Genomic DNA, 24,862 nt, shown 5'->3' on the forward strand with positions numbered 1-24,862 from the left:
GAATGATTCGAAGCTTTTTATTAATCTTTTCCCATATTAGTATTCCACAAACGGTAGAATCTAAAAAAACCATAGACTATTAGTACGACACCAAATAAGATTCGGTGGGTATCTTCCATTTGAAAGGGCAAGGACTTACTCACAATAAGTGCGATACCACAAAACAAATAGAGTAGAAAAAACAATAGTCCAAAAAAGAACAAAAATCGCTGTAAAAGCGATTTTTGTTTGAATTTATTGTTAAACATTACTATTGAACTTGAATTGTAATTGGTAATGTAAACTGAGATCGAACTGTTTTACCATTTTGTACAGCTGGTTTCCACTTCGGCATATTACCTAATACACGTACTGCTTCTTTTCCAGCTCCGTAACCTGGGTCACGTACTACTTTGATATCGGTTAATGAACCGTCTTTTTCAACGATAAACATAACGATAACACGGATTGACTTCACACCTGAATCAATTTCTGGTGTTCTAAAACGTTGAACAAATTGCTTGTTAAACGCTTGGATACCTCCAGGGAATTCAGCTGGTACTTGTACAGCAATGAAAACTTCGTTTCCATCTCCGTCTCCACCTGAACCTGTTCCTTTGTCAGCTTCTCCTGTTTTCTCAGTAATCTTGATTTCCCCTTTATCCTTATCCCCTTTCATGTCCTTTTTACCAACCTCAGCATCTTTGAAATCCTCTTGTTTGGCGATTTCTTCTTTCACTTCCTCTTTCTTAGCAATTTCAGGTTCAGTAAACTTTTTGGTATCGTTTATTGATTTAACCTCATCTGCTGGTGGAGGTGGTGGAGGTGGTGGTACATCCTCTGGGGGTGGTGGTGGGGGTGGTGGTGTGTTATCTGGTAAATTTATATTTTCCATTTCGATAACTTTATCCAATTTATCCACCTTATTGTTTCCAAAAGTTCCTTTTGCCATATCGATTAACATTGGGGAAACCAATGCCAAACCGAACAAAGCAATACCTGAGAACAATGCTACAGTTGTTACTTTTGGGTTTTCAGATCGCAATTGATATGCTCCGTAAGACTTGTTTCGTCCCTCGAAGATAATATCAACCCAATCCTTTTTAAAGATATTTAATTTTGACATAATTTCTTAATTTCTCAGAACGTTAACTACTTCTCACCTAATATTTCCAAATCTTCAGGTGTGATATCTACTAATGCATATGATTTAATACCTGAGATAGCCATCTCATCTAAAATATCAACTAAGTTGCGATATGTAGCTTTTTCACTTGCTCTGATGATCACGATCAACCCTTGGTCTGCTTTTTGTGAATAAGCTAAAGCGGCCTTGTCTTTCTCTAACAATACTTGACGAATTCCCGTCTTACCATAAGTTTGATCTGTAGGTCCTTCCAATGGGCTGTTTACCATACCCATATACCATTTCAGTTTATTATCCCCGCCAATTAGTATAGTCATTGTACGGTTCTCATCTACTTTAGTTTTTTCTTCCTCAATTTCAGTATCTGCATCCTTATCCGGCATCGCAAGATTCATAGATTGAGGCTTATTCATAGATGTCGTCAACATGAAGAACGTAATCAATAAGAAGGCCAAATCCACCATCGCAGTTAAATCTACTCCGGCATTTTGTTTTTTACTTCTTACTTTTTTGTCCTTATTGCCTCCGCCGCCTGTATTTAATTCAGCCATTTACAGTTTAATTTTTTAATGATTAAAAATCTTCGTTTCTAAGTCCTGTAACTAAGAAGAATCTATTTACACGTTGCTCTTGCAAGATATCAATAACGTTTTTCACTGCTGGGTAGTTTGCTTCTGCATCTCCCTTAATCGCAACGTCTAACACTTTGTTATTTCTTTCTTTTGCAACAATACGCGCCATCTCTACCCAATCTTTTAATTGATTGTTTACCGAGTCTGTTGGAATACCAGGTTGATCTGCACCAACTTTGTTTCTAACGTCTGCAGGTAGATTTAAAAACTTCTTCAATTCGTTAATAGGAGTTCCGATACCTTCAGTATAAGCAAATACCTCTTTTTCTTTATCACTAAACTCTATCTGATAACGACCGCCCATTTTTTCAAGCGTAGCAATACGATCTTCTTTACCTAAAACTCCGAAGAAAACCTTTTCTTCACCTGGTTCTCCCCCGATAGTAACAGTTGCTAAGTTACTTTCAGGTAATTTCGTTTGAACGGTTGAATTGGGTGTATCTACTGGTAATGGCTCCGGAAGCTTTGCTGTCGATGTTAATACGAAGAATGTTAAGAGTAAGAATGACACGTCACACATTGCGGTCATATCTACGCTCATACTCTTCTTTTTCATTTTACCTTTAGCCATTGATAAATTTTTTAAGTTCTTATATCTTTCAATATAAGATATTAATACTTATTCTAAAATTATTTTACTAATCCTTTGAATCTTCTGTATGCTTGAGTAATAGCAAATCCAGCCTCATCAATTGAATAAGTTAATCTATCAATTTTTGTAGTAAATGAGTTATACATTACAATCGCTAATGTTGAAGTACCAATACCTGTTGCAGTACATACTAACGCCTCAGAAATACCTGTTGCTAATGCTGCAGAGTCAGGAGTACCAGATGTTGCTAAAGCAGAGAACGCTTTAATCATCCCTGTTACTGTACCTAATAATCCACATAATGTACCGATAGATACTAACGTAGCCAATACGATCATATTTTTCTCTAACATTGGCATTTCAAGCGTTGTAGCTTCTTCGATTTCTTTTTGGATAGCTTCTGTAGCTTCTTCGCTATTGTATCCTTCTTTTTTCATTTGTTGATACTTTACTAAACCAGCTCTAACAACGTTAGCTACTGATCCTTTTTGAGTATCACATGCTTCCATAGCTTCTTCGATTCTACCTTCGTTAATCGTAACTTGGATTTCTTTTACGAATTTTCCAACATCTCCTTTTCCAGAAGCTTTAGAGATAACTAAAAATCTCTCAATTGAGAAAACAATTGTCATAGTTAATAAACCAATTAACACAGCAACAACAGGTCCTCCTTTATATACCATCCCCATGAAGTTACCTGGTAGTGGATGTCCAGCAGGATCACCATTTTCAAAGTTCGCTGGATTACCCATTACGAATTGCCAAATAAGGTAACCAAAAACAATACATAATACTACAGCTAATGATGCAAATACTCTACTTGCTCCTGAGCTTGACCCTACTTTTTCAACTGATTCGTTTGATACGTTTGTCATCTTTTTAAAATTTAATTCTTTTTTTTCAATTATTACTTATTACTTTTTTCACTTTTTAAAGTCATCAGTGTCGCAAATTTATGTTTTTAGATGAAATAAAAAAATTAAAATCCATTTTTTTAAAATAAGCTAACCTTGACTTAACACAAGAAATTTTTATACTTACCTTAACATTAGAAAAAAAGTAAGCAGTGGTAAAGATAATAAGTCTAAATGAATTTTACTATCTTTATTTCGTCGCACAGACCACATTTAACATTTAATAATCTTAATATTTATACATATTTACTTGACTATTTAATTTATATTCCTCTTTAATTATATAAAATAAGCAAAATGAGACTAGAAAATTTCAAAACTGACATCATTAATGGTTATAGTCTTAAAAGTGATTTTATTACCATTGGCTGTGCTAATTTGGATCAAAAAATTGTAGCAGATACCTTTGTCAACATACCACTCAAAACCTTAAACCGCCATGGTTTAATTGCTGGTGCCACAGGAACAGGAAAGACAAAAACCATTCAAGTTCTCTCTGAACAGCTATCAAACAAAGGGATCCCCGTGTTAATGATGGATATAAAAGGAGATTTTAGCGGTATAGCGAAAGCAGGCGTTTCCAATGACTTTATCAACAATCGCCATGCCCAAATGAATTTGCCCTTTGAACCTAGTGCTTTTCCTGTCGAATTATTGACGATTTCTCATCAAAATGGCGTTCGTTTACGTGCAACTATTGCTGAATTTGGTCCAATACTACTCAGTAGAATCCTCGAATTGAACGATACCCAAGGGGGAATTGTCGCTTTATTGTTCAAATTTGCTGCGGATCATCAATTGGAACTCGTCGATTTAAAAGACTTTAAAAAGCTGTTACAGTACTTAACCAACGAGGGAAAATCGGAAATTGAAAATGAATACGGTCGAATTTCACCCGCTTCAACCAATGCAATATTGAGAAAAGTCATTGAACTAGAACAGCAAGGTGCTGAATTATTCTTTGGCGAACCGTCTTTTAACGTACGCGATTTAATGCGTTATGATGAAAACGGTAAAGGTTTTGTCAATATTGTTCGCCTAACAGATATTCAGGATAAGCCCAAACTGTTTTCTACTTTTATGTTGAATCTCTTAACACAGGTGTACAATCAACTTCCAGAACAAGGAGATAGTGGTCAACCCGAATTGGTTATTTTCATTGATGAAGCTCACCTCATTTTCAATGAAGCCAGCAAAGCGTTATTAAATCAAATTGAAACTATCGTAAAGTTAATTCGTTCTAAAGGGGTTGGAATTTATTTTATAACGCAAAACCCAACAGATATTCCCAATGGGGTTTTGGCTCAATTGGGGTTAAAAGTTCAACACGCCCTGCGTGCCTTTACTGAAAAAGACAGAAAAGCCATAAAAGCCGCTTCTGAGAATTTTCCATCCACGACCTATTACACTACCAATGAAATCATCACCCAATTGGGAACGGGTGAGGCGTTGGTTACGGCATTAAACGAGAAGGGAATTCCCACTCCTTTAGTGGTTTGTACCTTACGTGCCCCCATGAGTCGCATGGATGTGTTGTCCGAAGAGGAAATTAAAGACATCCTCTCTCAATCGAAATTAGTCAAAAAATACAATGAGACGATCGATCGAGAAAGTGCATTTGAAAAGTTAGAAAAACGCGCGGTTCCTACAAATGAGCAAAAAGACTCACCTACAACTGCGACGACAACCAAAACAAAAAAAGAAGACAATACCCTTGCCAAAAGCATCTTGAAAGTTGTAACCAGTGCAACCTTTATCAAAGGGGCTTTCAGCTTACTGAGTAAAGTAATGAATGGATCGAATAGTTCATCCCGATCGACAAAAACGACAAAGACATCATCGGCAAAAAAACGAAAATAGAGGATTAAAATCCTCTATTTTCCTTTATTAATTGTTTTATTCTCTCTTCTATTTCCAGGCTATCCCATTGGTTTTCAATCTCTGCTGTAGCCATAATCACATCCATAATTTCGGCTTGTTGATCTCCAATAGCTAAAGCTTCTTGATAGCTTCCTTCACTAAAGGTTACGCGATCGTATAAGGGCAACCAAAGATCAGGGTATTTCTTAGCAAATGAACTTTCTATCTTTTTTCGCAACAAAAACATGGGATTCGCCGTCTGCTCACTCATTTCTCTAAAATTGCGATAGGAGAGCTCTGCAATGGCATCTGCATTGACTTTACGCGCATGTTGATAGGTATCTAAAGCTTGCTCCCAATCTCCTGGATCATCGGCCAAGCAATCCAACAACACATAGACGTCTTCTAAGCCAGCATTTAATCCTTGCCCATAAAAGGGAACAACTGCATGAGCTGCATCGCCAATTAAAGCAACTTTATCTTTGTGTACCCAAGGAAAACAAGTAGTTGTCACCAGGGAATTCACAGGATTGGTTGTGTATAGCGCAACTAAATCAGGCATTAATTGCAAGGCATCGGGAAAATGGGTTTGAAAAAATGCAATAACTGCTTCTTCAGACTGAATGGAGTCAAAAGACACTTCGCCAATATAAGGCATAAATAGTGTACATGTAAACGATCCATCCATATTGGGTAAGGCAATGAGCATAAAGTCTTTTCGAGGCCAAATGTGAAATGAGTTTTCGTTTAATGCAAAACCACCTTCTTTTTTGGCAGGAATAACGAGTTCTTTATATGCTATAGGTAAATAGGATTGTTGATATTCAAATCTACTGCGTCGTTGCAGGCTACTTCTAACCTTAGAATAAGCACCATCTGCACCAAAAATCACATCATGTGCAAGCGCTTTCCATTCCTGATACTCTTGTTCACTGGTATACAACACGCCTTTCTTCGTATCTACACTCCAAATTGGCGTATTAAAAACAAACTGTACGCCTAATTCTTCTGCCCACTCGACCAATTTTTTATTTAGTCCACCACGAGATACTGCCCAAATTGCTTCTCCATGAATCCCATAGGGTTGTTTCTCCTCTTTCGCTATATGGTGAATGGCACGTTGATACATTGGAATTCCAAATTGACGAATCTTTTCTTCTAGTCCTACGCGATTCAACATTTTCCAACCGCGTTCTGAAAGCGCTAAATTAATAGAACGCCCAGAAAAATCAATCGTGCGAATATCATCTCCTTTTTCATATACAAAAACATTATGCCCCTGTTGTTTTAATGCAATGGCCAACACCGTCCCCACTAAACCACTTCCTACAATTGCAATACTTTTCCCCATACTCCTCTTAAATATTTGAATATTTAATATAATTACCTTATTAATATTTGAATAGTGTTTTTAGCTCTCTTGATAAACAGCTAACTTTAAACCACACGCTTAACAATAATGAAAAACTTAATTTGGATCATCGTTATTTTACTGACAGGTTGCTGGTATATCTGTCAGTTTATCTTTTATTTTGATGGATTGCTTGTGTATAGTTTACTAACACTGGCAATTCTTTTAACCTTACTTAATATTGTTTTGAAAGAAGGTCAAAAAAAATAATCCCTTGAAAAAGGGATTATTTTTTTATTTTTCAAACGTTAATTCCTTTCCAACGGTCAATCCTTGCGATTTAGCAAATGCTCCACACATGTGGAACAAAAGTCGTGCACCGACATTTCCGTCCCAATCATCTTCTCCTGGTGCAACCTCAACTAAATCCATTCCGATAATTTCTTTACTGGTTTCAGCAAGTCGCCCAATTAAATACGTTGCTTGTTCAAAGGTCAAACCACCTGGAACGGGTGTTCCTGTATTGGGGCAGTACCAAGGCAACAAAGCATCAATATCAAAGCTAATCACTACTTTTTGAGGCAACGAAGCGATAATTTGGTCACATTTATCTTTCCAACACATGCCTTCAAATTCGTCTTTTTTCAGCTCTGCATCAGTGTGCACTAAAACGCGACCTGATGCTTTAACTACATCTACTTCTTGTTCACAGAAATCGCGAATTCCTACTTGAACAATTTTTTCCACTTGAGCCAATTTCAAGGTATTGAACATAATAGATGCATGTGAATAGGTGAATCCTTCGTAAGCATCTCTTAAATCCATATGAGCATCAAAGTGTAAAATTCCAAATGATTCATGGTGTTTCGCTACTGCTTTATAGTACCCTAGTGGTGTACTGTGGTCTCCACCTAATAAAACAACGCGTTTACCTTGACTCATCCAGTTGGCAACTTTTGCTTCTACTTCTTTATGTAAGGTATCACAAACTTGATTGATCGTATCTAAACTTGCTTGCAAAGCAGGGTGATCTTCCAGATTTTCTCCATTTTCCAAGGCTTCGATAATCGGTTGTGCCAAAGTTTTATATTGTGCACTTTGCTCTTGCCAATGGGCTGGAGCTTCATCAAAATAGATTCCTAATTTCCACAATTCAGGATAGTTTTGATGTAATAAATCCACTTGATAAGAAGCTTCTAAAATTGCTGCTGGTCCTTCTGATGCCCCCGCTCCGTAACTTACCGTTACTTCCCAAGGCACAGGAACTACAATAATTTCACTTTCCTCTGCTGTAAAAGGCAAACCGTAGATTGTTGCATCTGCTAATCCTGGTTGAGACGGATCAAAAGTCTCTATTTTTTGTTGCTTTGTTGACATATGTATTAAGCTGTTATTTTTCGCTGCAAATTTATAAATTAAATCACAGTCCTACTATCTAAATTATTTCTGGCTTAGGATCCCTTTTTTCAATAGTTGTCCGAAGTGATACATATCTTCAAAACTCGTATACAACGGCACAGGTGCTAAGCGGATCACATTGGGTTCTCTCCAATCGACAATCACGCCTTCTTCCATTAGATAAGTAAACATAGCTCTCCCCTCTCCATGTAACAAGATCGACAACTGACTTGCGCGTTCACTTTGTTCTACTGGTGTAATAATTTCAAAATTACCTCCTACTTCCGCACCAATTGTATTGATAATAAACTCCAAATAGGCCGTAATCAAATTGCGTTTTTCAATTAATTTCGGCATTCCAATTTCAGCAAACATTTCTACTGATGCTAAATAGGGAGCCAAAGACAAGATAGGAAGATTACTAATTTGCCATCCATGTGCATTTTCAATCGGATCGTAAACAGGTTCCATTAAAAAGCGTCTTTCTTTGTTGTGTCCCCACCATCCACCAAGGCGGACTAAGTCTTTGTTGGTATGGTGTTTCTCGTGAATAAAACAACCCGATGCATTTCCTGGTCCTGAATTCATGTATTTATAACTACACCAAGCGGCAAAATCGGCATCCCAATCGTGTAGTTCTAAATTGATATTACCCGCAGCATGTGCCAAATCCCACCCTACATAAGCGCCTTGTTGATGTGCTTTTGCAGTAATAGTCTTCATATCCAGCACTTGTCCAGTATAATAATTCAATCCTCCCATTAAAACTAATGCAAGCGCATCGCCTACCTCGTCTATTTTTGCGAGGATATCTTCTAATCTAAAATTGTGTTCTCCTGGTCTTCGCTTCACTTCTACAATGACATCTTTAGGATCAAGTCCATGCCATTTTACCTGGGATTGAATCAAGTACTGATCACTTGGAAATGCTTTTTCTTCACATAAAATCTTTACGCGTTTTCCCGAAGGTTTGTAAAACGTAGCCATCAGTAAGTGCAGGTTTACAGTTAATGTATTCATTACCGTTACTTCAGATGCTTTCGCCCCAACGATTTTACTCAAAGGCTCACTAAATCTTTCGTGGTAGTCCCACCAAGGCTTATTTGCATAAAAATGTCCTTCCACCGCTAACTCAGCCCAATCTGTCATTACTTCATTCACATACTCTACCGCTCTTTTAGGTTGAAGCCCTAGTGAATTACCCGTAAAATAAATCACTTGTTTTCCGTTTACTTTTGGAAAATTAAATTCACTTCTATAGTTTGCCAAGGTATCTTTAGCATCGAGACTTTGAGCAAAAGCTAACGTATTCTCAAATTTCATGGTTTATAATTTTGGTTTTTGTAAAAGTAGAATTTTTATCAACATTTACACTATTTTCTAGTTATAAAAAATCCCTTACTGGAACAGCAAGGGATTTTTTTAATGATATCTTATTTTTTGTTCATTTTTATAAAATCAACATCGCATCACCATAGGAATAGAATTTGTAACCTTCTTCTACTGCTTCTTTGTATGCTTTCATCATTAAGTCATGTCCACAGAAAGCAGAGATCATCATTAATAAGGTAGATTTTGGCATATGGAAGTTTGTAATCATACAATCTGCAATACTAAAATCATAAGGAGGGAAGATAAATTTATTCGTCCATCCTACAAATGGATTTAAAGTTTGGCTGGAAGAAACCGAGCTTTCTAATGCACGCATACACGTGGTACCCACTGCACATACTCTGTGTTTTTCTTCTTTGGCATGATTGACAATATCACAAGCCTCTTGTGATACTACAAACTCTTCTGAATCCATCTTGTGTTTAGACAAGTCTTCTACTTCAACTGGATTAAACGTACCTAATCCGATATGTAGTGTAATTTCTGCAAATTTGATTCCATTGATTTCTAAACGCTTCATCAAGTGTTTAGAGAAATGCAGTCCCGCAGTTGGAGCCGCAACAGCTCCTTCTTCTTTTGCATAAATGGTTTGATAGCGTTCTGCATCTTCTGGAACAACTTCTCTGTTGATGTATTTTGGAATTGGCGTTTCTCCAAGCTCTTGCAATTTTGCTCTGAACTCTTCGTATGAACCATCGTATAAGAAGCGTAAGGTTCTACCTCTAGAGGTTGTATTATCAATTACTTCGGCAACTAATGAATCGTCTTCTCCAAAGTACAATTTATTTCCAATTCGAATCTTACGTGCTGGATCTACTAAAACATCCCATAAACGTTGTTCTTCATTCAATTCGCGCAATAAGAAAACTTCAATTCTAGCTCCTGTTTTTTCTTTATTTCCATAAAGACGCGCAGGAAATACTTTTGTATTGTTCAAAACCATTACATCACCTTCTCCAAAATAATCCACCACATCTTTGAATAACTTATGTTCGATCGTTCCCGTTTTTCGGTCGATAACCATTAAACGAGCCTCATCTCTATTCTCAGCTGGAAATTCTGCCAATAATTCTTCTGGCAAATCAAAATTAAAGTTTGATAACTTCATTGAAAAACAATTTTAATTAGTTCAATAAAAAGAGGTTAGCTCTTTTCAAGTTTTACAAATATACAACCTTGAGATAGGCGTTGTCAAGTATTTAGCACTATTTTTTTATTTATCAAGGCGTTTCGAGCACTGAAAACCCTAGTTTTTGCAGGTCTTTCCAAAAGCTAGGATAAGACTTTGTCACCACCTCTGCCTCTTGGATAATCAAATCCATTTGTAACATCAAAGGAGCAAAAGCCATGGCCATTCGATGATCTTGATAAGTCGCTATTTGTACCACATCTTCTTCACGCTTTTCTTTCGTCGCGTCTAAGGTTAGGGAATGATCCGTAATAGACAGCTTCCCTCCTAGTTTTTTCAACTCTTGTTGAAGGGCAACCAATCGGTCCGTTTCTTTAATCTTCAACGTATGCAATCCTTTAATATCACAGGCAATTCCCAAACCAAAGCAAGTAACCACAACAGTTTGTGCCAAATCAGGTGTAGCCGTAAAATCACCTTGAAAGGCAGCTGTTGGCGTTGCTACTTTGGTCAATCGAATAAAATCATCTGCTTCAAAAGCGGTTGCTACGCCCAATTGAGTGTAAATAGTTGGCAATTGTGCATCTCCTTGTAGACTAATGGGTTTAAATTTCCCCAACCGCAGGGATGTTCCCACAGCCGACAAGGCTACAATAGAATAGTAATAGGAGGCGGAAGACCAATCGGCCTCGACTGTGAATTGCGTTTTTTTAAGTTTTTTTGGAGGACATACAGTTATTTGCTGTCCGTGAAACGTCGTTTCCGCTCCTAACTCCTCAATCAAAGACAAGGTCATCTCGATATAAGGTCGAGAAGTAATCGCTCCGATTAATTCAAGCTGGATTCCCTTTTTCAAGGCGGTTCCCACCAGAAGCAAAGCCGAAATATACTGACTGCTTATAGCTGCTGGAATACGAATACTTCCGCCATCTGCCTGTATTCCGTCAATAGCCAAAGGGGGATAGCCCTCTTTTTCGAGGTAGGTAATTTTCGCTCCCAATTCGCGTAGGGCATCGACCAAAATACCAATAGGACGATTGTGCATGCGCTCACTGCCTTCAAGTTGGATCGACTCCTTTTGACACAAAGCAAAATAGGCCGTTAAAAAACGCATCGTCGTCCCTGCATGATGTACATTTACTCGCCCTTTTGTAACAACTAACCCTTCTTGCATTGCCACCACATCATCTGAATCCGAGACATTATCAACAGCTAATTGCGGAAATAGCTGTTGCAAGAGCAACAGCCGATTGCTTTCGGACTTACTTCCCGAAATAACAACCGTTGGTACGGAGTTTAATTCTGTCTGTAACGAGGATTGTTGAAGGTACACCTGCATCTAGTAGTTCCGCTTATTTTAATTTTTCGTTGTTGTGATGGCGATCGTGATCGCGTTTGGTTTTCAGGTCCATTTTTTTGTCAAATGCCTCCTGTAAATTTACCCCAGTTTGATTGGCTAAACACAAAACCACAAAAACTACATCGGCTAACTCTTCTCCTAAATCTTTGTTTTTATCGCTCTCTTTTTCCGATTGTTCTCCATAACGACGAGCAATAATACGCGCTACTTCTCCAACTTCTTCTGTTAATTGAGCCATATTAGTCAACTCATTAAAATAGCGAACACCGTGTTCTTTGATCCACGTATCTACTGCTAACTGTGCGTCTTGTATCTTCATTTTTTTACTTTTTTTATTTTTTGTGTGGTTTGTCTTCGGTCTCTAGAGCCAGCAAACAAACCGAACACATCTTCTTTTACTTTCCTTTTTTAAACAATCTATTTTTCACCCACTTCTCATACACAATCATCAAAACGATGAAAATCACATAGCGGATGGCTACATTTTGCATACATAAAGGATCACCTTGTAAGGCACAAATAAAATCATTGGCAATGATCCACGAAAACAAAATGTAGATAACCGTGAACAGGCTAAATTTGATTAGTATATTTTTCATTATTCTTTATTTTGAGAATCAATACAGATCGTTACAGGTCCATCATTGAGTAAAGCTACTTTCATGTCTGCACCGAATCGTCCTGTTTGTACTTTTTTACTTAAATCTTCTTCTACTTGGGCGATGAACTGCTCATACATTGGAATAGCAAAATCGGGTTTGGCTGCGCGAATGTATGAAGGTCTATTTCCTTTCTTTGTTGATGCATGTAAGGTAAACTGACTAACAACTAACACCGCTCCATTTATATCGAGAACAGATTTATTCATCACACCTTGTTCATCCTCAAAAATACGCAAATTCACCAATTTTCCCGACAACCACTCAATATCTTGTTTTGTATCGATGTCTTCTATTCCCACTAAAACGAGTAAGCCCTTACCGATGCTTCCCGTAATTTCACCCTCTACTGTAACAGAGGCTTCTGTTACGCGTTGTATTACTATTCTCACTGTATCTTTTTTCTACTTGTTTATTTTTTCTAACACGACTGAACTCTCTTTTATTCGCTGTTGAAGCGTAAGATACAACAGGCGGAGTTCCTTGTAATCTGCTTTAGCGATATCGGTTTTTTGTATGCGTAAACTCAATCCGACTTGCAATTGATTGCCCTCTAAGACTTTCACTTCGTACATCATACTCGCTCCCGTTTTCGGACTAGTAAACACCTCATCACTGGGATAGCTTTTCAATCGATATCCCTCAGGTAGTTGAACTACTAACTTATACATATCGACAAAGGGATAGTTAAAATGAATGTCCGTTTCACGCATCGGATGCTCAAATGGATTGACTTTATCGCGATAAAAATCCATTGGGTTAAAGGTCAACGTCTTATTTTGAGGATCTACTGTTGCAAAGTTAAATTTTCTCACCTGAAACTGTAGGTCAATATCCTTTGTTGGCGTTGATGTAATCTCACCTTCACTCAAAAAGAATTGGGAACTACGCGCTTCAATATCACCGCGACTTCTATTTACTGCACTCTCCCCATAGTTGGACTTAAACGCTAAGGCTTCATAACGCGTTAGACGACTTTTCATCGTTCCTGTTGCATTTCCCAAACCGTCTAAAGTCAGTTGAAAGTCTTCTTGTTTAAACGAAAGTTGTTTGGGAGTTAGGTCTACTTTTGTCACCTCATATTGATCAGTAATCATCCAACCATATCCATTCAAATCTTCAAATGGCAATACATTTAAAACAGCATGATCACTTGTTCCGTCCACAACATAAAACTGGCCTTCTATTTGAAATCCCACGATGACATGATTGACAAATCGCGCAAATAAAATTGGAGCTTCTCCATTAGATTGTGTGCTTAATACAATCGGTTCTGCTAAAAAGCCTGCTGCTCGCAATGCGCCAACTAGGGCTAGATTAATATCTGCACTATTTCCCTCTCCTTGACTCATTGCCTTTTTTACTCCTTTATCAGTCCAATAGGCATACTGTTGATCCCATTTGATATGCTGTTGAACATAGGCAATCACTTTTTCGGCTTTTTCTAGTGCATGTAAACCGTTTAAATCAATATTTTCAAGCGTTTTACTCCAGAATTTCTCCTGTTTGAGTTCGCCGCCAAAATTTCGATCCTTGTACATTTCTTTTGCCACAGCTACTGGTTCATGTGGAATCACCACAGAGGGGTTCATTGGATATTGAAATTGGATTAAATCAAATCGAATTGTACTACTATTTCGCTGTGCATTGGCTGAAAAAGGTTCAGGTCGAAAGGCAGGAATATCCTTGGCATTAAAACGTAAAACGGCTTCCTTAAAACGATAGGATGTTCCCCAATTGGATCGGGTTAAATCACGGGCTGTTTCAGTAACTTCTTTAGTTTCGTTTACATTCAATGTTCCAGTCTTCGTAATCAAATAGGTTAAGTTATCTGGAATTCTAACGGTATAGTTACTTTGAAGCTTAGGTAAATCATCCTGGAAATACCAAGTGGGGATTACATCGATATTGTCTAATTTTTTACTATAGCTATATTCAATGCGATCGCCTACGCGAACGTCATTCGCGATAATTTCCTTGACATAAAAACCGTCTTCAACCATTCGATTTGTCGCGAATTTCACCTCAATTACCTCTTCTTTTCCTTGATTGGTGCGGTAAATCTTATAGGACTCTATTTCGACCACTTCTTTAGTATATCGATTAGAGTAAAAAGGCACAAACACATGGGCGTGTTTCACTCCTTCATTGGTATTAATCTGGATGAGTCGCTTGACTTTTTGGAGGATAGCAAAACCACTGTCTTCTGAAAACTCGTATTCCACTAGGCCCTCTTCATTCAATACCACAGCGTCCGCCTTGTTTTGCATCGCCTCATTATCTACCTCAATGATTGGTGCATTTTCTACTTGGTCAGCAGCTGTAGTTGCTAAATGTTGAGCAAAACTACTGCAACTAAAAAATCCCAGCGTAATTAATACAAGCTTTTTCATTTACTATTTGACATTTTTATTATCCTTCTCAAAAATACAAAACTATAGCAGTTTGACCTCTAATTTTAGCGATGATTTAGGATCATCTAGTAAAACTAAGCCATAAAGAAAGGAGGTGAATTGGAAATAGCGTTTTTCATCTGCTATTTACAACTAGTTTTACCTCTTTATCGCGGTTTAAAAAACAAAAAAAATCACCTTACCTAGCTTTGATTTAACTTTTCTATAACAAAAAGATCTGATTTTTCACCTTAACTTCATAGTACACTTTTATCAAAAAAGTAACCAACACTACAGAAAAACATGGTAAAAACTTCAAAAAAAACACAAAAAACACAACTATCACCTTATTATTCAAAAAACAAAGTGAATTCAAGTCATCACGAAATTGAATTCACCTTTTAGAATTTGTGATGTATGCACTATTTACGTAATGCATTTTTGATGAAGTTGCCGGCACTTATCCACCTATTCGCCCCCATTACCTGCATAGTATAGCTATGCCAATAACCTAATCTGTACCCAAAAGAAGAACAATACGTTGTCTTGATAGCGATCAAACACTTGATTTTCTTGCAGGTTAGGATCGAAAAAACATTTTTATTAATCCGCAAGATCACATCGATCTTGCACAACTCTTTATGATTATGAAAAAGAAATATAGCATGCTTTTCTGCATGGTTATCTTCGCTACTGCTTGTAGCACAGATCAATCTTCTCCGTCGGTAGAGAAGCAACAGATTCCCCCAACGGATATCTATGCCACAATCTCCCAAACCTATCAACAAAAGCAAGAGTTTCGTGCCACCCCAACGACTCTTGGTTTTTGGGGTTGGTTAAAAGATGTTGCGACAGCCGATGCAAAAGCTGCGGCAGCTTATGCAGTAAAACACGGCAAGAAAAGTGACTGGACAGAAGCCTTACTTATTGGTGCTGCAGCTTCTGTTGGGGCAGCATTACCAGGTAATTCCTCCAAAACGACCACAAATGCAACCCTTTCATCTCCTAATCGTGTATCCATTTTATCCGATGTAACGCAAATTAAATCAGCCGTCAATACCTCTAATTTTATGGATGACTTAGGGTATACACATTATGTTTTAGTCAACGCAGTACTGAATGACCCAACTAGCTCACAACTAGTACTCAAGGAAAATCAGGGAGATTTTTATGACAAAATATACGACAAAGTATACAGTCAAGCCCAAAAATTAGGCATCCAAGCGATTTATGATAAGCAAGAGGCTGTTGCGCTATTAGAGAAAATAAAAAATACAGCTGCAGGTGAAAGCGACACCTATTATCAACAACTCTTTTCTTTTAAAAACCCAAAAGATCAGACCGATTTTAGAGCAATTGATGATTTATATACCCGTACGTTTAATACCCTTAAAAGTGCAGTTGTTTTTACAGCCTACTCTAAGGAAATGGAAGCGGCTGTACTCCAAGATGCAACACTATCTCAAACCGTGAAAGAGATTCTGTTACTCGAAATGGCAACTTACCGTTTTGGGTTTACCTATTATGCTTCAGGATTATAAATTTCAATAAAAAAAGCTGCCCCTTGTGTACACAGGGGGCAGCTCTTATATGTTGAGCGAATAAATTCGCTTTTATCTTTTTATCAATTAGTGGGTCTTGGCGTCTAGTTAGACCATGCAAAACAAAAAAAACAAGATTATTCCTCTTGGTTTCTGCCATCTTTATAAATATCTGTTCGATAATGTTCTTCTTCTCCATCGAGAATCTGAATATAAGTTTTATAGCGAGACCAAGCGAGTTCATCCCTGTCAAGAGCATCCTTAACTGCACAATGTGGTTCTTCTCGGTGTAAGCAGTTATTGAATTTACATTGATCTTTTAATGCGAAGAACTCTGGGAAATAATCGCCTACCTCTTGAGGTTCCATGTCGACCACACCAAATCCTCGGATTCCTGGCGTATCGATAATAGCGGCATCGAAAGTCAAGTCAAACATTTCGGCAAACGTTGTGGTGTGTTGTCCTTGTTTGTGTTGCTCTGAAATTTGCGCTGTTTTTAAATGCAATCCTGGTTCTATTGCGTTGATCAATGTTGATTTTCCTACTCCTGAATGACCTGAAAACATGGATACCTTTCCAATCATTCGCTCTTTAATTGCCTCTAACCCCTTTGATTCTATAGCAGAAACACGCAAACACTCGTATCCGATTTGGCTGTAGATGTATTGTAAATACAACTGTTCATCTAAAGCTTCTTCTGAATACGTATCAATTTTGTTGAAAACTAACACCGTTTTAATTCCATAGGCTTCTGCCGTCACCAAAAAACGATCAATAAAACTCGTTGTTGTTACAGGGTTGTCAATTGTCACAATCAAAAACATTGTATCGATATTGGATGCGATAATATGTACTTGTTTGGATAAGTTGACCGATTTACGCACAATATAATTCATACGAGGAGCGATTTCATTAATCACACCTGTTGTTGTGTCATTGGTTGTTTCTAGTTCAAAAACGACATGATCCCCTACTGCCAGCGGATTTGTGCTTTTAATTCCCTTAATGCGAAACTTCCCCTTGATGCGGCAATTGTAAAACTGCCCATCTTCACCTTTGACAACATACCAGCTTCCCGTTGATTTATACACTGTTCCTTTCATAGGGCAAATATATTTTAAATATTCCTGCAAAAAAAAGAGACCAAGTAGAAAATCACTTCGTCTCTTTTGTGTTTTTTGTTTCTTTTTGTTTCTACTCTTCTTTTCTATTGATGACTTGATCCTGTCGATAAATACTTTCTTGGTGGATAGCGGTATAAATTGTACGGATAAATTCATCTGTAAAACCAAGATGTTCTCCTTCTTTCATCATTTTCTCTACGATACTATTCCATCTTTCCTGTTGAAAAACAGCAACATTTTTTTCGCGTTTAAGTGAGCCAATCTCATCGGAAATCATCATTCTCTTTTTTAGCAAATCCAGTATTTTACTGTCCATATCGTCAATTTGGATGCGATAGGTTTGTAACTTCTGCATATAATCTTCCGTATCGTCAGTTATATTGCGCAACTTCAGCGTGTGAATAATGGTTTTCAATTGTTCAGGTGTCACTTGTTGAGCTGCATCGCTCCATGCTTTTTCTGGATTAGCATGTGTTTCGATCATCAATCCATCAAAATTGAGATCTAAGGCCAATTGAGAGACGGACAAAATTCGATCTCTGCGTCCTGTAATGTGGGACGGATCACAAAAAATAGGAATATGTGGTAATTCTGATTTGATATCTAACGGTATTTGCCATTCGGGTATGTTGCGGTATTTTGTCTTTTCGTACGTACTAAATCCGCGGTGAATTAACCCTAACTTGCTGATATTGGCTTTTTCGAGTCGTTCTAATCCGCCCATCCACAGGGATAGATCCGGATTAATTGGATTTTTAAGCATCACGATTTTATCCGTCCCCCTCAAAGCATCTGCAATTTCTTGAACTGAAAATGGATTTACTGCCGTACGAGCACCAATCCACAAGATGTCCACATCATGGGCTAGACATAAATCAACATGTTCTGCTGTAGCTACTTCTGTTGCCAGTAGCAATCCAGTTTCATCCTTTACCTGTTTCATCCAATCCAAACCAATCGCACCAACTCCTTCAAATCCACCTGGTTTTGTTCTAGGTTTCCAAATACCTGCTCGAAATACTTTTACCTCTTCTGGTAAAGAGTGAGCAATTTGCAACAATTGTTCTGGTGTTTCAGCACTACATGGACCTGCAATTATTGCAGGTGCTTGACCTTGAAAAACAGCTAACCAATCTTTACTCATTTCTTACAATTTCATTTCTTACAAATTTACGAGTTATATTTCATAAAAAAGGAATTAATCCCACTTGTTACAACCTCAAAAAACAGATAAGTCACTTTTTGTTCTTTGTTTTTTATAATAATTAATACATTTACTTTTCATCAAAAAATCAACCTACATGTCATTACTAACTTTTATCTTAATTATGTTTCTAGGTGCCTTTGCAGCTGGTTTTATCGGCTCATTATCAGGACTTGGAGGCGGAATTATTATAATCCCTTTACTCTCTGTATTCTTAGGTGTTGACATGCACTATGCCATTGGAACAGCTTTAGTTGCTGTAATTGCGACCTCTTCTGGGTCTGCATCCGCCTATGTACGAGAGGGAATTACCAACATGCGATTGGGTATGTTTCTTGAAATTGCTACTACCATTGGGGCAGTAGTGGGTGCACTTCTCTCAACCAATGCACCTACTTCCTTATTGGCTATCATCTTCGGGGCAACCCTTATTTTCTCTTCTTTGAATTCTATTCGAAAAAAAGAAGACCACCTCGTTACACCTGATCAAGGAAGTTTTTTAGCCAAAAAACTAAAACTTGCGGGTAACTATCCGACGGCTAGTGGTGAAAAAGTGCATTACAGCATGACCAATATTCTCGGTGGGTTTAGCATGATGGGCGTAGCGGGAATGATGTCGGGATTATTGGGAATTGGATCTGGTGCTTTTAAAGTAATTGCCATGGATACCATCATGAAAGTTCCCTTTAAAGTATCTACGACAACGAGTAACTTCATGATGGGCGTTACTGCCATCGCCAGTTCGGTCATCTACATTCAAAAAGGCTATATTGAACCCTCTATCTGCATGCCTGTTATTATTGGCGTGCTCATTGGTTCTATGGTAGGTGCAAAAGTTTTAATGAAAGCCAACACTAAAAAACTCAAATTGTTTTTTGCTGTCTTGATTTTCATTATTGCACTTAACATGATTTACAACGGAATTACAGGAAAAATCTAAAAAAAAACACCATGAGTACCTCAAAATTTACAGATAACCAATTGCAAAATACTATCGGAAATGTGTTGCGTTATGGCGTTTTAAGTGCTTTAACTGTAACGCTTATTGGCGGCATTATCCTCCTAGTGAAAGATTCCCAACAAACGGTTTCCTTCTCCACTTTTGTAGAGAACGATCAAAACCTATTTGTGGTCTTTCAAAACATCTTGGATGGCGTAAAGAATTGGAATGGAGAATCCATTATTTTTCTTGGTATTTTACTTTTATTTCTAACGCCTGCCCTTCGCCTTGTCTTGTCTTTATTTTCTTTTATGTTAGAAAAAGACAGCCTTTATGTAGTGATTACCTTAATCGTTATTGCGGTGATCATTCTTAGTGTCTCTTTCGGTTTTTCTCATTAATTTACCTACATTTGTTTTTACTAACCACCCATTGCATATGTCTATTAAAGTAGAAAACATTAGTAAATATTATGGCGAACAACAGGCGTTGAATGCTATTAACTTCTCCATACCCAAAGGACAGATTGTCGGTTTTCTGGGTCCAAACGGCGCCGGAAAATCAACCCTAATGAAAATACTAACCACGTTCATTCACAGCGATGAAGGATCAGCCTATGTCAATGAATACCATGTGGCCACGCAAACAAAAAAAGTACAGCAATCGATCGGGTATTTAGCCGAACACAATCCGCTGTATTTGGATATGTATGTAAGGGAGTATTTACAATTTAATGCCTCGATTTACAAGGTAAAAAAAGAGCGCATTGAAGAAGTCATTACCCTAACAGGATTAACACCAGAAGCTCACAAAAAAATTGGTCAACTATCGAAGGGCTATCGACAACGTGTGGGAATAGCAACTGCTTTACTTCACGACCCTGAGGTATTGATCTTAGATGAGCCCACAACAGGACTTGACCCCAATCAATTGGTCGAAATTAGAGCGTTGATTAAAGCCGTAGGAAAGGATAAAACCGTTTTTCTTTCGACGCATATTATGCAAGAGGTTGAAGCCATTTGCGAACGCGTCATAATCATCAAAAAAGGACAGATTGTTGCGGATCAATTGTTGCACGATTTACTAGAAAATCAAAATGAACAGATTATTTCTGTTGAATTTGACTTTAAAATTGAAATTGAATTCATCAATCGCATTCCCCATTTACTACAAGCCAATCACATTCACGATACCCAATGGGATCTTGTTTTCCCGATAGGGCAAGATTACCGTGCAACGGTGTATGACTTTGCACAACAACAAGGACTGAAAACGCTTTCACTACAACCTAAAAACAAAAATTTAGAAAAGCTTTTTCACGAATTTACAGCTACGGAACCCCAAGAATAACGATAAAAAAAAAGAGCCGTACGGCTCTTTTTTTGTTTTATCTAAAATAATCCATTGATTTCTGCATTGATTTTATCGATAATCAGTCCTAAATCCTCTGGTTTATCTACAAAATCCATGTCGTCCACATCAATGACTAAAAGCTTTCCTTTGTCATAGCCTTTGATCCAATTTTCGTAGCGTTCATTTAACCCGCTGAGATACTCAATCGAAATTGAGTTTTCATACTCTCGCCCTCTTTTGTGAATTTGTCCAACTAAATTAGGTACTGTACTTCTCAAATAAATTAATAAATCTGGTGCTGCTACCAAATCCTGCATTAAATCAAAAAGTGTCGCATAGTTCTTAAAATCGCGATTGGACATTAACCCCATCGCATGCAAGTTTGGAGCGAAAATATGAGCATCCTCATATATCGTTCGATCTTGAATGATTGTTTTTCCACTCTGTCTGATTTGAAGTACTTGGCGAAAACGACTGTTCAAAAAATAAACTTGTAAATTAAATGACCAACGATCCATTTGATGGTAAAAGTCATCTAAATATGGATTATCTACCACATCTTCATAATGTGCTTCCCATCCATAATGTTTTGCTAATAAGTTTGTTAGTGTTGTTTTTCCCGCTCCAATATTTCCAGCAATCGCTATGTGCATTACGGTAATTTTATTTGATAATTATTTACTTTCTGTTCGGTAAAAATACTCAATTTTTGAGTGTTATAAAAGAAGCCTGAAATGCTTTTTACATCCATGTTTATTTCGACAATCTTATTCTTCTCCATATCAACGTAATACAGCTTATTTAGATACGAATAAAATACCTGTTTATTATTTAGGATTTGGATCTGATCATAATCAGTAGGTAAAGCATAGGTCAAAACTTCATTTCCATAAATATCAATTCCTTTGATTGTATGATCTGCTGTAACGCGGTAGAGGTAGTTCAACGTAGATTGATAGTCCTTGATCTGATCCTCTTTAATGGTAAAGATATTACGCACTTCTAAAGTACTTAAATTGTAGCGCAATACACTTTGATTAGCTTGATTGACAATCCACAAGTTCTTTTGTGTACTGGTACCCACATAAGCAGGATCCATAGCGGAAAATCGCCCTGTTAATTCAACGGTATTCAACAAAGCCAATTCTTTACTCAGCAAAACAATGGAATTAAAATCAGAATAGAATAACACTGGGAAAAGCGAATTGGTCAGATCAATCATTTTTAATGTACCTAGTTTGGGTAAACTAAAATGCTCTGAGGAGTATTTACTTCGTTTTCGCAAGGTATTGTCCTCTCGCGTAAACGTATTGTCAAAGATGTCTTTACTGATAAAAACTTCTTTTTCTTTTAGCGATTCACTGTTTAAAAACTGGGCATTAATTGTTTCTTGGGCCAAGGTTGACCAGCTACCACAAAGCAGGAGAAAAGCAATAAACTTTTTCATATTTACTTCCTAATATAGGTTTGAAAAGTAAAAGCATAGGCGTGTTTTTCATCGATGGGATGATAATTCTCTTTGACCAATTGCCAATCGGAAGTTGAGAATTCAGGAAAAAACGCATCTCCATCAAAAGAGGCGTGAACTTGAGTTATTTCTAATTGATCTGCAATAGGCAAAGCCAGCGTGTAAATTTCTCCCCCTCCGATCACATACACCTGTTCTTCGTCTTTGGTCCGCTCTAGTGCTTCTTCTAAGCTGTGAACAACAATACAATTTTCGGGAACGACATAGTCCTCTTGTCTCGTGATAATGACATGTGTTCTATTGGGTAAAGGTTTGGGAAATGACTCAAACGTCTTGCGTCCCATAATGATATAATGATGGGAGGTTAACGTTTTAAAATGTTTGAAATCATCGGGTAAATGCCAAATGATTGCATTGTCTTTGCCCAATACGTTTTGCTCTGCAACAGCAGCGATTAGGATAATCATCGAATTAGTGTTTTGAATCGTCTTGGTTTAAGTCTCGTTTAACATCTACTAGGGGAAAGTCCTTTTCCACTTTCGCTCGTAGTTGTCTAATTTTTTCTTGTTGGATGCCAATGAGTCGTTCAATTTCGCGCTCTTGCCAAGCAGGTCCCATAAAGCGATTGATGACCCATACATTAATCACGTGAAAGAGCAAGAGTAAAGCCCAGGCTCCCACAGCATAGGTCCACCAGACCCCAACGAGTTGTGGATCTTTCACCCACATATTAATTGCGTATAAAACAAGTGCCCCTAATAGAAAAACAACAAAGTGAAATAATAACATCTTGCGTTGTTTGATTCGATTCTTGGCATACTCGTACTGTTTAATTGCTTCCGTTTTTTCCATAGCATTTTTGGATTAGAAATTATACAGATACTTTACCTTTTATCGCGGGATGTGATACGTAATCTTCTAACGTAAAATCCTCATAGGTAAAGCTAAAAATATCTTTTACATTCGGATTGATTTTCATTGTTGGCAAAGCATAAGGCGTACGACTCAATTGCAGGTTTACTTGTTCAATGTGATTGTTGTAAATGTGCACATCGCCAAACGTATGGATAAAATCCCCTACTTCTAAATCGCAAACTTGAGCAACCATTAGGGTTAGTAAAGCATAGGAAGCAATATTAAAGGGCACTCCTAAAAACACATCAGCACTACGTTGGTACAACTGACAAGACAATTTCCCTTCCGCTACATAGAACTGAAAAAACGAGTGACACGGAGGTAAAGCGGCTTTGTTATTAGCTACATTTTCTGCAAAAGAAACGCTGGTATCTGGTAATACACTTGGATTCCATGCAGAAACCATAATACGTCTACTATCGGGATTTGTTTTTAAGGTATCAATCACTTCTTTAATTTGATCAATGCCTTCACCATTCCAGTTGCGCCATTGGTATCCATAGACTGGACCTAAGTCTCCATTTTCATCAGCCCATTCATCCCAAATACGAACACCGTTTTCTTTGAGGTAAGCAATATTGGTTTCTCCTTTTAAAAACCACAACAATTCGTGTATAATAGACTTCAAGTGTACTTTTTTGGTCGTAACAAGAGGAAAACCTTCGGCTAAATCAAAACGCATTTGATGGCCAAAAATACTCTTTGTTCCCGTTCCTGTACGGTCTCCTTTTTGCACCCCTTTATCTAAAACTTCTTGTACTAAATTCAAATATTGTTTCATTCCTTCACTCCTTTTTATCTATGATCGCTTACTAATTTCGTCTCTAATTCGCGCTGCTGTTTCGTAGTCTTCATTGCCAATAGCTTCGTTGAGTAGGCGTTGTAAATCAGCTAATGCGTATTTATTATACCCTTTTCCTTCGATGTCCAACTCTAAAAACTGTTCTACTTGACTGGCGATATCATCGTCGGCTGTTTCCTCTTCAACTTCTGGGCTTCCACTTAAAATGATTCCCGCTTTATTCATAATATCAGGATACGTATAAATGGGTGCAAAAAAGCGAATCGCCAAGGCAATTGCATCAGAAGTACGGGCATCCATCACTTCTTCTATGCCGTTTTTCTCCCAGACCAAGCTTGAAAAAAACACGCCATCCACCAATTTATGAACAATCACGTGTTTCAATTGAATATCAAATGTATCGGCAAAACTCTTAAATAAATCGTGTGTTAAAGGTCTTGGAGGGCGAATCTCCTCCTCAATTGCGATTGCAATGGCTTGCGCTTCAAAAGCTCCAATAACAATAGGCAATTTTCGATCTCCATGCTCTTCATCTAAAATCAAGGCATATGCTCCATTTTGAGAATGGCTATATGAAATTCCTTTAACTGTCAGCTTAATCAAACTCATAATCTTCTTTATAAAAACAAAAAACAGTAACTAAATCAAAGATAAACAATCTTTAGATTTTAGTTACTGTCTTGGTAAATTATCTAAATCAAAAAATGCT

The 24,862-nt window shown here is 37.5% G+C and carries 27 protein-coding genes; 6 read left to right on the plus strand and 21 right to left on the minus strand.

Annotated elements, in window-relative coordinates; all coding sequences use genetic code 11:
* Window positions 1–250: 250 nt before the first annotated feature.
* The 4 genes from ACPDHL_RS05805 to ACPDHL_RS05820 are packed head-to-tail and all read right to left on the minus strand — an operon-like array spanning window position 251 to window position 3,225.
* Window positions 251–1,105: an energy transducer TonB gene (locus ACPDHL_RS05805; RefSeq protein WP_430531851.1), complete on the minus strand. Its 855-nt coding sequence runs from the start codon at window positions 1,103–1,105 to the stop codon at window positions 251–253.
* 26 nt (window positions 1,106–1,131) lie between these two features.
* Entirely contained in the window at window positions 1,132–1,677 is a 546-nt protein-coding gene (locus ACPDHL_RS05810; RefSeq protein ID WP_430531852.1) for an ExbD/TolR family protein, read from the minus strand.
* Window positions 1,678–1,699: 22 nt separating this feature from the next.
* Window positions 1,700–2,329, minus strand: coding sequence for a biopolymer transporter ExbD (locus ACPDHL_RS05815; protein WP_430531853.1), 630 nt, complete (start codon window positions 2,327–2,329; stop codon window positions 1,700–1,702).
* Between the two features lie 59 nt (window positions 2,330–2,388).
* Complete coding sequence (locus ACPDHL_RS05820; RefSeq protein ID WP_430531854.1) at window positions 2,389–3,225, minus strand: MotA/TolQ/ExbB proton channel family protein; 837 nt, start codon at window positions 3,223–3,225, stop codon at window positions 2,389–2,391.
* A gap of 336 nt (window positions 3,226–3,561) precedes the next feature.
* Between ACPDHL_RS05820 and ACPDHL_RS05825 the strand changes: the two genes are divergently transcribed.
* On the plus strand, window positions 3,562–5,124 hold the full coding sequence (locus ACPDHL_RS05825) for a helicase HerA-like domain-containing protein (protein WP_430531855.1): 1,563 nt from the start codon (window positions 3,562–3,564) through the stop codon (window positions 5,122–5,124).
* Window positions 5,125–5,128: 4 nt separating this feature from the next.
* On the opposite strand, the gene ACPDHL_RS05830 is transcribed toward ACPDHL_RS05825, so the two are convergent.
* Entirely contained in the window at window positions 5,129–6,475 is a 1,347-nt protein-coding gene (locus ACPDHL_RS05830; protein ID WP_430531856.1) for an FAD-dependent oxidoreductase, read from the minus strand.
* A gap of 108 nt (window positions 6,476–6,583) precedes the next feature.
* On the opposite strand from ACPDHL_RS05830, the gene ACPDHL_RS05835 reads away from it, so the two are divergent.
* Window positions 6,584–6,745, plus strand: coding sequence for a hypothetical protein (locus tag ACPDHL_RS05835; RefSeq protein ID WP_430531857.1), 162 nt, complete (start codon window positions 6,584–6,586; stop codon window positions 6,743–6,745).
* 24 nt (window positions 6,746–6,769) lie between these two features.
* Here ACPDHL_RS05835 and ACPDHL_RS05840 read toward each other — a convergent pair whose 3' ends face one another.
* The 8 genes from ACPDHL_RS05840 to ACPDHL_RS05875 all read right to left on the minus strand — a co-directional run bounded on the left by ACPDHL_RS05840 (window position 6,770) and on the right by ACPDHL_RS05875 (window position 14,806).
* Complete coding sequence (locus tag ACPDHL_RS05840) at window positions 6,770–7,852, minus strand: agmatinase family protein (RefSeq protein WP_430531858.1); 1,083 nt, start codon at window positions 7,850–7,852, stop codon at window positions 6,770–6,772.
* A gap of 63 nt (window positions 7,853–7,915) precedes the next feature.
* Window positions 7,916–9,196, minus strand: a complete 1,281-nt coding sequence (kynU, locus tag ACPDHL_RS05845; RefSeq protein ID WP_430531859.1) for a kynureninase — start codon at window positions 9,194–9,196, stop codon at window positions 7,916–7,918.
* Between the two features lie 127 nt (window positions 9,197–9,323).
* Window positions 9,324–10,373 carry a tRNA preQ1(34) S-adenosylmethionine ribosyltransferase-isomerase QueA gene (gene queA / locus ACPDHL_RS05850; RefSeq protein WP_430531860.1) on the minus strand — a complete coding sequence of 350 codons (1,050 nt, stop codon included), beginning with the start codon at window positions 10,371–10,373 and terminating at the stop codon, window positions 9,324–9,326.
* A gap of 112 nt (window positions 10,374–10,485) precedes the next feature.
* Window positions 10,486–11,733, minus strand: coding sequence for a 3-phosphoshikimate 1-carboxyvinyltransferase (locus tag ACPDHL_RS05855; protein WP_430531861.1), 1,248 nt, complete (start codon window positions 11,731–11,733; stop codon window positions 10,486–10,488).
* Window positions 11,734–11,746: 13 nt separating this feature from the next.
* On the minus strand, window positions 11,747–12,073 hold the full coding sequence (locus ACPDHL_RS05860) for a nucleotide pyrophosphohydrolase (protein ID WP_430531862.1): 327 nt from the start codon (window positions 12,071–12,073) through the stop codon (window positions 11,747–11,749).
* Window positions 12,074–12,149: 76 nt separating this feature from the next.
* Window positions 12,150–12,353, minus strand: a complete 204-nt coding sequence (locus ACPDHL_RS05865) for a hypothetical protein (protein WP_430531863.1) — start codon at window positions 12,351–12,353, stop codon at window positions 12,150–12,152.
* Window positions 12,353–12,805 (minus strand): D-aminoacyl-tRNA deacylase, encoded by a 453-nt coding sequence (dtd, locus tag ACPDHL_RS05870; RefSeq protein WP_430531864.1) that lies wholly within the window; start codon window positions 12,803–12,805, stop codon window positions 12,353–12,355. Before dtd ends, ACPDHL_RS05865 begins: the two co-directional genes overlap by 1 nt.
* 12 nt (window positions 12,806–12,817) lie before the next feature.
* Complete coding sequence (locus ACPDHL_RS05875; protein WP_430531865.1) at window positions 12,818–14,806, minus strand: DUF3857 domain-containing protein; 1,989 nt, start codon at window positions 14,804–14,806, stop codon at window positions 12,818–12,820.
* A 647-nt stretch (window positions 14,807–15,453) separates the two neighbouring features.
* Here ACPDHL_RS05875 and ACPDHL_RS05880 point away from each other — a divergent pair.
* The gene (locus ACPDHL_RS05880; RefSeq protein WP_430531866.1) at window positions 15,454–16,347 is read left to right on the plus strand and encodes a hypothetical protein; all 894 of its coding nucleotides are present in this window, start codon (window positions 15,454–15,456) and stop codon (window positions 16,345–16,347) included.
* 137 nt (window positions 16,348–16,484) lie between these two features.
* On the opposite strand, the gene rsgA is transcribed toward ACPDHL_RS05880, so the two are convergent.
* Both rsgA and ACPDHL_RS05890 read right to left on the minus strand, forming a co-directional pair.
* Complete coding sequence (gene rsgA / locus ACPDHL_RS05885) at window positions 16,485–17,450, minus strand: ribosome small subunit-dependent GTPase A (RefSeq protein WP_430531867.1); 966 nt, start codon at window positions 17,448–17,450, stop codon at window positions 16,485–16,487.
* Window positions 17,451–17,541: 91 nt separating this feature from the next.
* The gene (locus ACPDHL_RS05890) at window positions 17,542–18,615 is read right to left on the minus strand and encodes a chorismate mutase (protein WP_430531868.1); all 1,074 of its coding nucleotides are present in this window, start codon (window positions 18,613–18,615) and stop codon (window positions 17,542–17,544) included.
* 157 nt (window positions 18,616–18,772) lie between these two features.
* Between ACPDHL_RS05890 and ACPDHL_RS05895 the strand changes: the two genes are divergently transcribed.
* The 3 genes from ACPDHL_RS05895 to gldA are packed head-to-tail and all read left to right on the plus strand — an operon-like array spanning window position 18,773 to window position 20,965.
* Complete coding sequence (locus ACPDHL_RS05895; protein WP_430531869.1) at window positions 18,773–19,615, plus strand: sulfite exporter TauE/SafE family protein; 843 nt, start codon at window positions 18,773–18,775, stop codon at window positions 19,613–19,615.
* A gap of 11 nt (window positions 19,616–19,626) precedes the next feature.
* On the plus strand, window positions 19,627–20,016 hold the full coding sequence (locus ACPDHL_RS05900; RefSeq protein ID WP_430531870.1) for a DUF1634 domain-containing protein: 390 nt from the start codon (window positions 19,627–19,629) through the stop codon (window positions 20,014–20,016).
* Window positions 20,017–20,053: 37 nt separating this feature from the next.
* Window positions 20,054–20,965 carry a gliding motility-associated ABC transporter ATP-binding subunit GldA gene (gldA, locus tag ACPDHL_RS05905; RefSeq protein WP_430531871.1) on the plus strand — a complete coding sequence of 304 codons (912 nt, stop codon included), beginning with the start codon at window positions 20,054–20,056 and terminating at the stop codon, window positions 20,963–20,965.
* 41 nt (window positions 20,966–21,006) lie between these two features.
* Here gldA and ACPDHL_RS05910 read toward each other — a convergent pair whose 3' ends face one another.
* The 6 genes from ACPDHL_RS05910 to ACPDHL_RS05935 are packed head-to-tail and all read right to left on the minus strand — an operon-like array spanning window position 21,007 to window position 24,762.
* Window positions 21,007–21,621 (minus strand): deoxynucleoside kinase, encoded by a 615-nt coding sequence (locus ACPDHL_RS05910; protein WP_430531872.1) that lies wholly within the window; start codon window positions 21,619–21,621, stop codon window positions 21,007–21,009.
* Window positions 21,621–22,415 (minus strand): hypothetical protein, encoded by a 795-nt coding sequence (locus tag ACPDHL_RS05915; protein WP_430531873.1) that lies wholly within the window; start codon window positions 22,413–22,415, stop codon window positions 21,621–21,623. Before ACPDHL_RS05915 ends, ACPDHL_RS05910 begins: the two co-directional genes overlap by 1 nt.
* 2 nt (window positions 22,416–22,417) lie before the next feature.
* Window positions 22,418–22,903: a dihydrofolate reductase gene (locus ACPDHL_RS05920; protein ID WP_430531874.1), complete on the minus strand. Its 486-nt coding sequence runs from the start codon at window positions 22,901–22,903 to the stop codon at window positions 22,418–22,420.
* A gap of 4 nt (window positions 22,904–22,907) precedes the next feature.
* Window positions 22,908–23,288 (minus strand): 2TM domain-containing protein, encoded by a 381-nt coding sequence (locus ACPDHL_RS05925; RefSeq protein WP_430531875.1) that lies wholly within the window; start codon window positions 23,286–23,288, stop codon window positions 22,908–22,910.
* Window positions 23,289–23,307: 19 nt separating this feature from the next.
* Entirely contained in the window at window positions 23,308–24,132 is an 825-nt protein-coding gene (locus ACPDHL_RS05930; protein WP_430531876.1) for a thymidylate synthase, read from the minus strand.
* 18 nt (window positions 24,133–24,150) lie between these two features.
* Window positions 24,151–24,762 carry a bifunctional nuclease domain-containing protein gene (locus tag ACPDHL_RS05935; protein ID WP_430531877.1) on the minus strand — a complete coding sequence of 204 codons (612 nt, stop codon included), beginning with the start codon at window positions 24,760–24,762 and terminating at the stop codon, window positions 24,151–24,153.
* Window positions 24,763–24,862: the final 100 nt, after the last annotated feature.

It is taken from the genome of Myroides sp. C15-4, from assembly GCF_050522745.1.
GTDB lineage: Bacteria > Bacteroidota > Bacteroidia > Flavobacteriales > Flavobacteriaceae > Flavobacterium.

Coding starts and splice junctions, on each gene's coding strand:
- ACPDHL_RS05910 (WP_430531872.1), bottom strand. CDS start 21,621: ATGCACATAGCGATTGCTGGAAATATTGGAGCGGGAAAAACAACACTA.
- ACPDHL_RS05835 (WP_430531857.1), top strand. CDS start 6,584: ATGAAAAACTTAATTTGGATCATCGTTATTTTACTGACAGGTTGCTGG.
- queA (WP_430531860.1), bottom strand. CDS start 10,373: ATGAAGTTATCAAACTTTAATTTTGATTTGCCAGAAGAATTATTGGCA.
- ACPDHL_RS05830 (WP_430531856.1), bottom strand. CDS start 6,475: ATGGGGAAAAGTATTGCAATTGTAGGAAGTGGTTTAGTGGGGACGGTG.
- ACPDHL_RS05865 (WP_430531863.1), bottom strand. CDS start 12,353: ATGAAAAATATACTAATCAAATTTAGCCTGTTCACGGTTATCTACATT.
- ACPDHL_RS05860 (WP_430531862.1), bottom strand. CDS start 12,073: ATGAAGATACAAGACGCACAGTTAGCAGTAGATACGTGGATCAAAGAA.
- ACPDHL_RS05840 (WP_430531858.1), bottom strand. CDS start 7,852: ATGTCAACAAAGCAACAAAAAATAGAGACTTTTGATCCGTCTCAACCA.
- ACPDHL_RS05855 (WP_430531861.1), bottom strand. CDS start 11,733: ATGCAGGTGTACCTTCAACAATCCTCGTTACAGACAGAATTAAACTCC.
- ACPDHL_RS05930 (WP_430531876.1), bottom strand. CDS start 24,132: ATGAAACAATATTTGAATTTAGTACAAGAAGTTTTAGATAAAGGGGTG.
- ACPDHL_RS05915 (WP_430531873.1), bottom strand. CDS start 22,415: ATGAAAAAGTTTATTGCTTTTCTCCTGCTTTGTGGTAGCTGGTCAACC.
- ACPDHL_RS05900 (WP_430531870.1), top strand. CDS start 19,627: ATGAGTACCTCAAAATTTACAGATAACCAATTGCAAAATACTATCGGA.
- ACPDHL_RS05825 (WP_430531855.1), top strand. CDS start 3,562: ATGAGACTAGAAAATTTCAAAACTGACATCATTAATGGTTATAGTCTT.
- ACPDHL_RS05820 (WP_430531854.1), bottom strand. CDS start 3,225: ATGACAAACGTATCAAACGAATCAGTTGAAAAAGTAGGGTCAAGCTCA.
- ACPDHL_RS05815 (WP_430531853.1), bottom strand. CDS start 2,329: ATGGCTAAAGGTAAAATGAAAAAGAAGAGTATGAGCGTAGATATGACC.
- ACPDHL_RS05805 (WP_430531851.1), bottom strand. CDS start 1,105: ATGTCAAAATTAAATATCTTTAAAAAGGATTGGGTTGATATTATCTTC.
- ACPDHL_RS05920 (WP_430531874.1), bottom strand. CDS start 22,903: ATGATTATCCTAATCGCTGCTGTTGCAGAGCAAAACGTATTGGGCAAA.
- ACPDHL_RS05925 (WP_430531875.1), bottom strand. CDS start 23,288: ATGGAAAAAACGGAAGCAATTAAACAGTACGAGTATGCCAAGAATCGA.
- ACPDHL_RS05895 (WP_430531869.1), top strand. CDS start 18,773: ATGTCATTACTAACTTTTATCTTAATTATGTTTCTAGGTGCCTTTGCA.
- ACPDHL_RS05935 (WP_430531877.1), bottom strand. CDS start 24,762: ATGAGTTTGATTAAGCTGACAGTTAAAGGAATTTCATATAGCCATTCT.
- ACPDHL_RS05810 (WP_430531852.1), bottom strand. CDS start 1,677: ATGGCTGAATTAAATACAGGCGGCGGAGGCAATAAGGACAAAAAAGTA.
- kynU (WP_430531859.1), bottom strand. CDS start 9,196: ATGAAATTTGAGAATACGTTAGCTTTTGCTCAAAGTCTCGATGCTAAA.
- ACPDHL_RS05875 (WP_430531865.1), bottom strand. CDS start 14,806: ATGAAAAAGCTTGTATTAATTACGCTGGGATTTTTTAGTTGCAGTAGT.
- ACPDHL_RS05880 (WP_430531866.1), top strand. CDS start 15,454: ATGAAAAAGAAATATAGCATGCTTTTCTGCATGGTTATCTTCGCTACT.
- gldA (WP_430531871.1), top strand. CDS start 20,054: ATGTCTATTAAAGTAGAAAACATTAGTAAATATTATGGCGAACAACAG.
- rsgA (WP_430531867.1), bottom strand. CDS start 17,450: ATGAAAGGAACAGTGTATAAATCAACGGGAAGCTGGTATGTTGTCAAA.
- ACPDHL_RS05890 (WP_430531868.1), bottom strand. CDS start 18,615: ATGAGTAAAGATTGGTTAGCTGTTTTTCAAGGTCAAGCACCTGCAATA.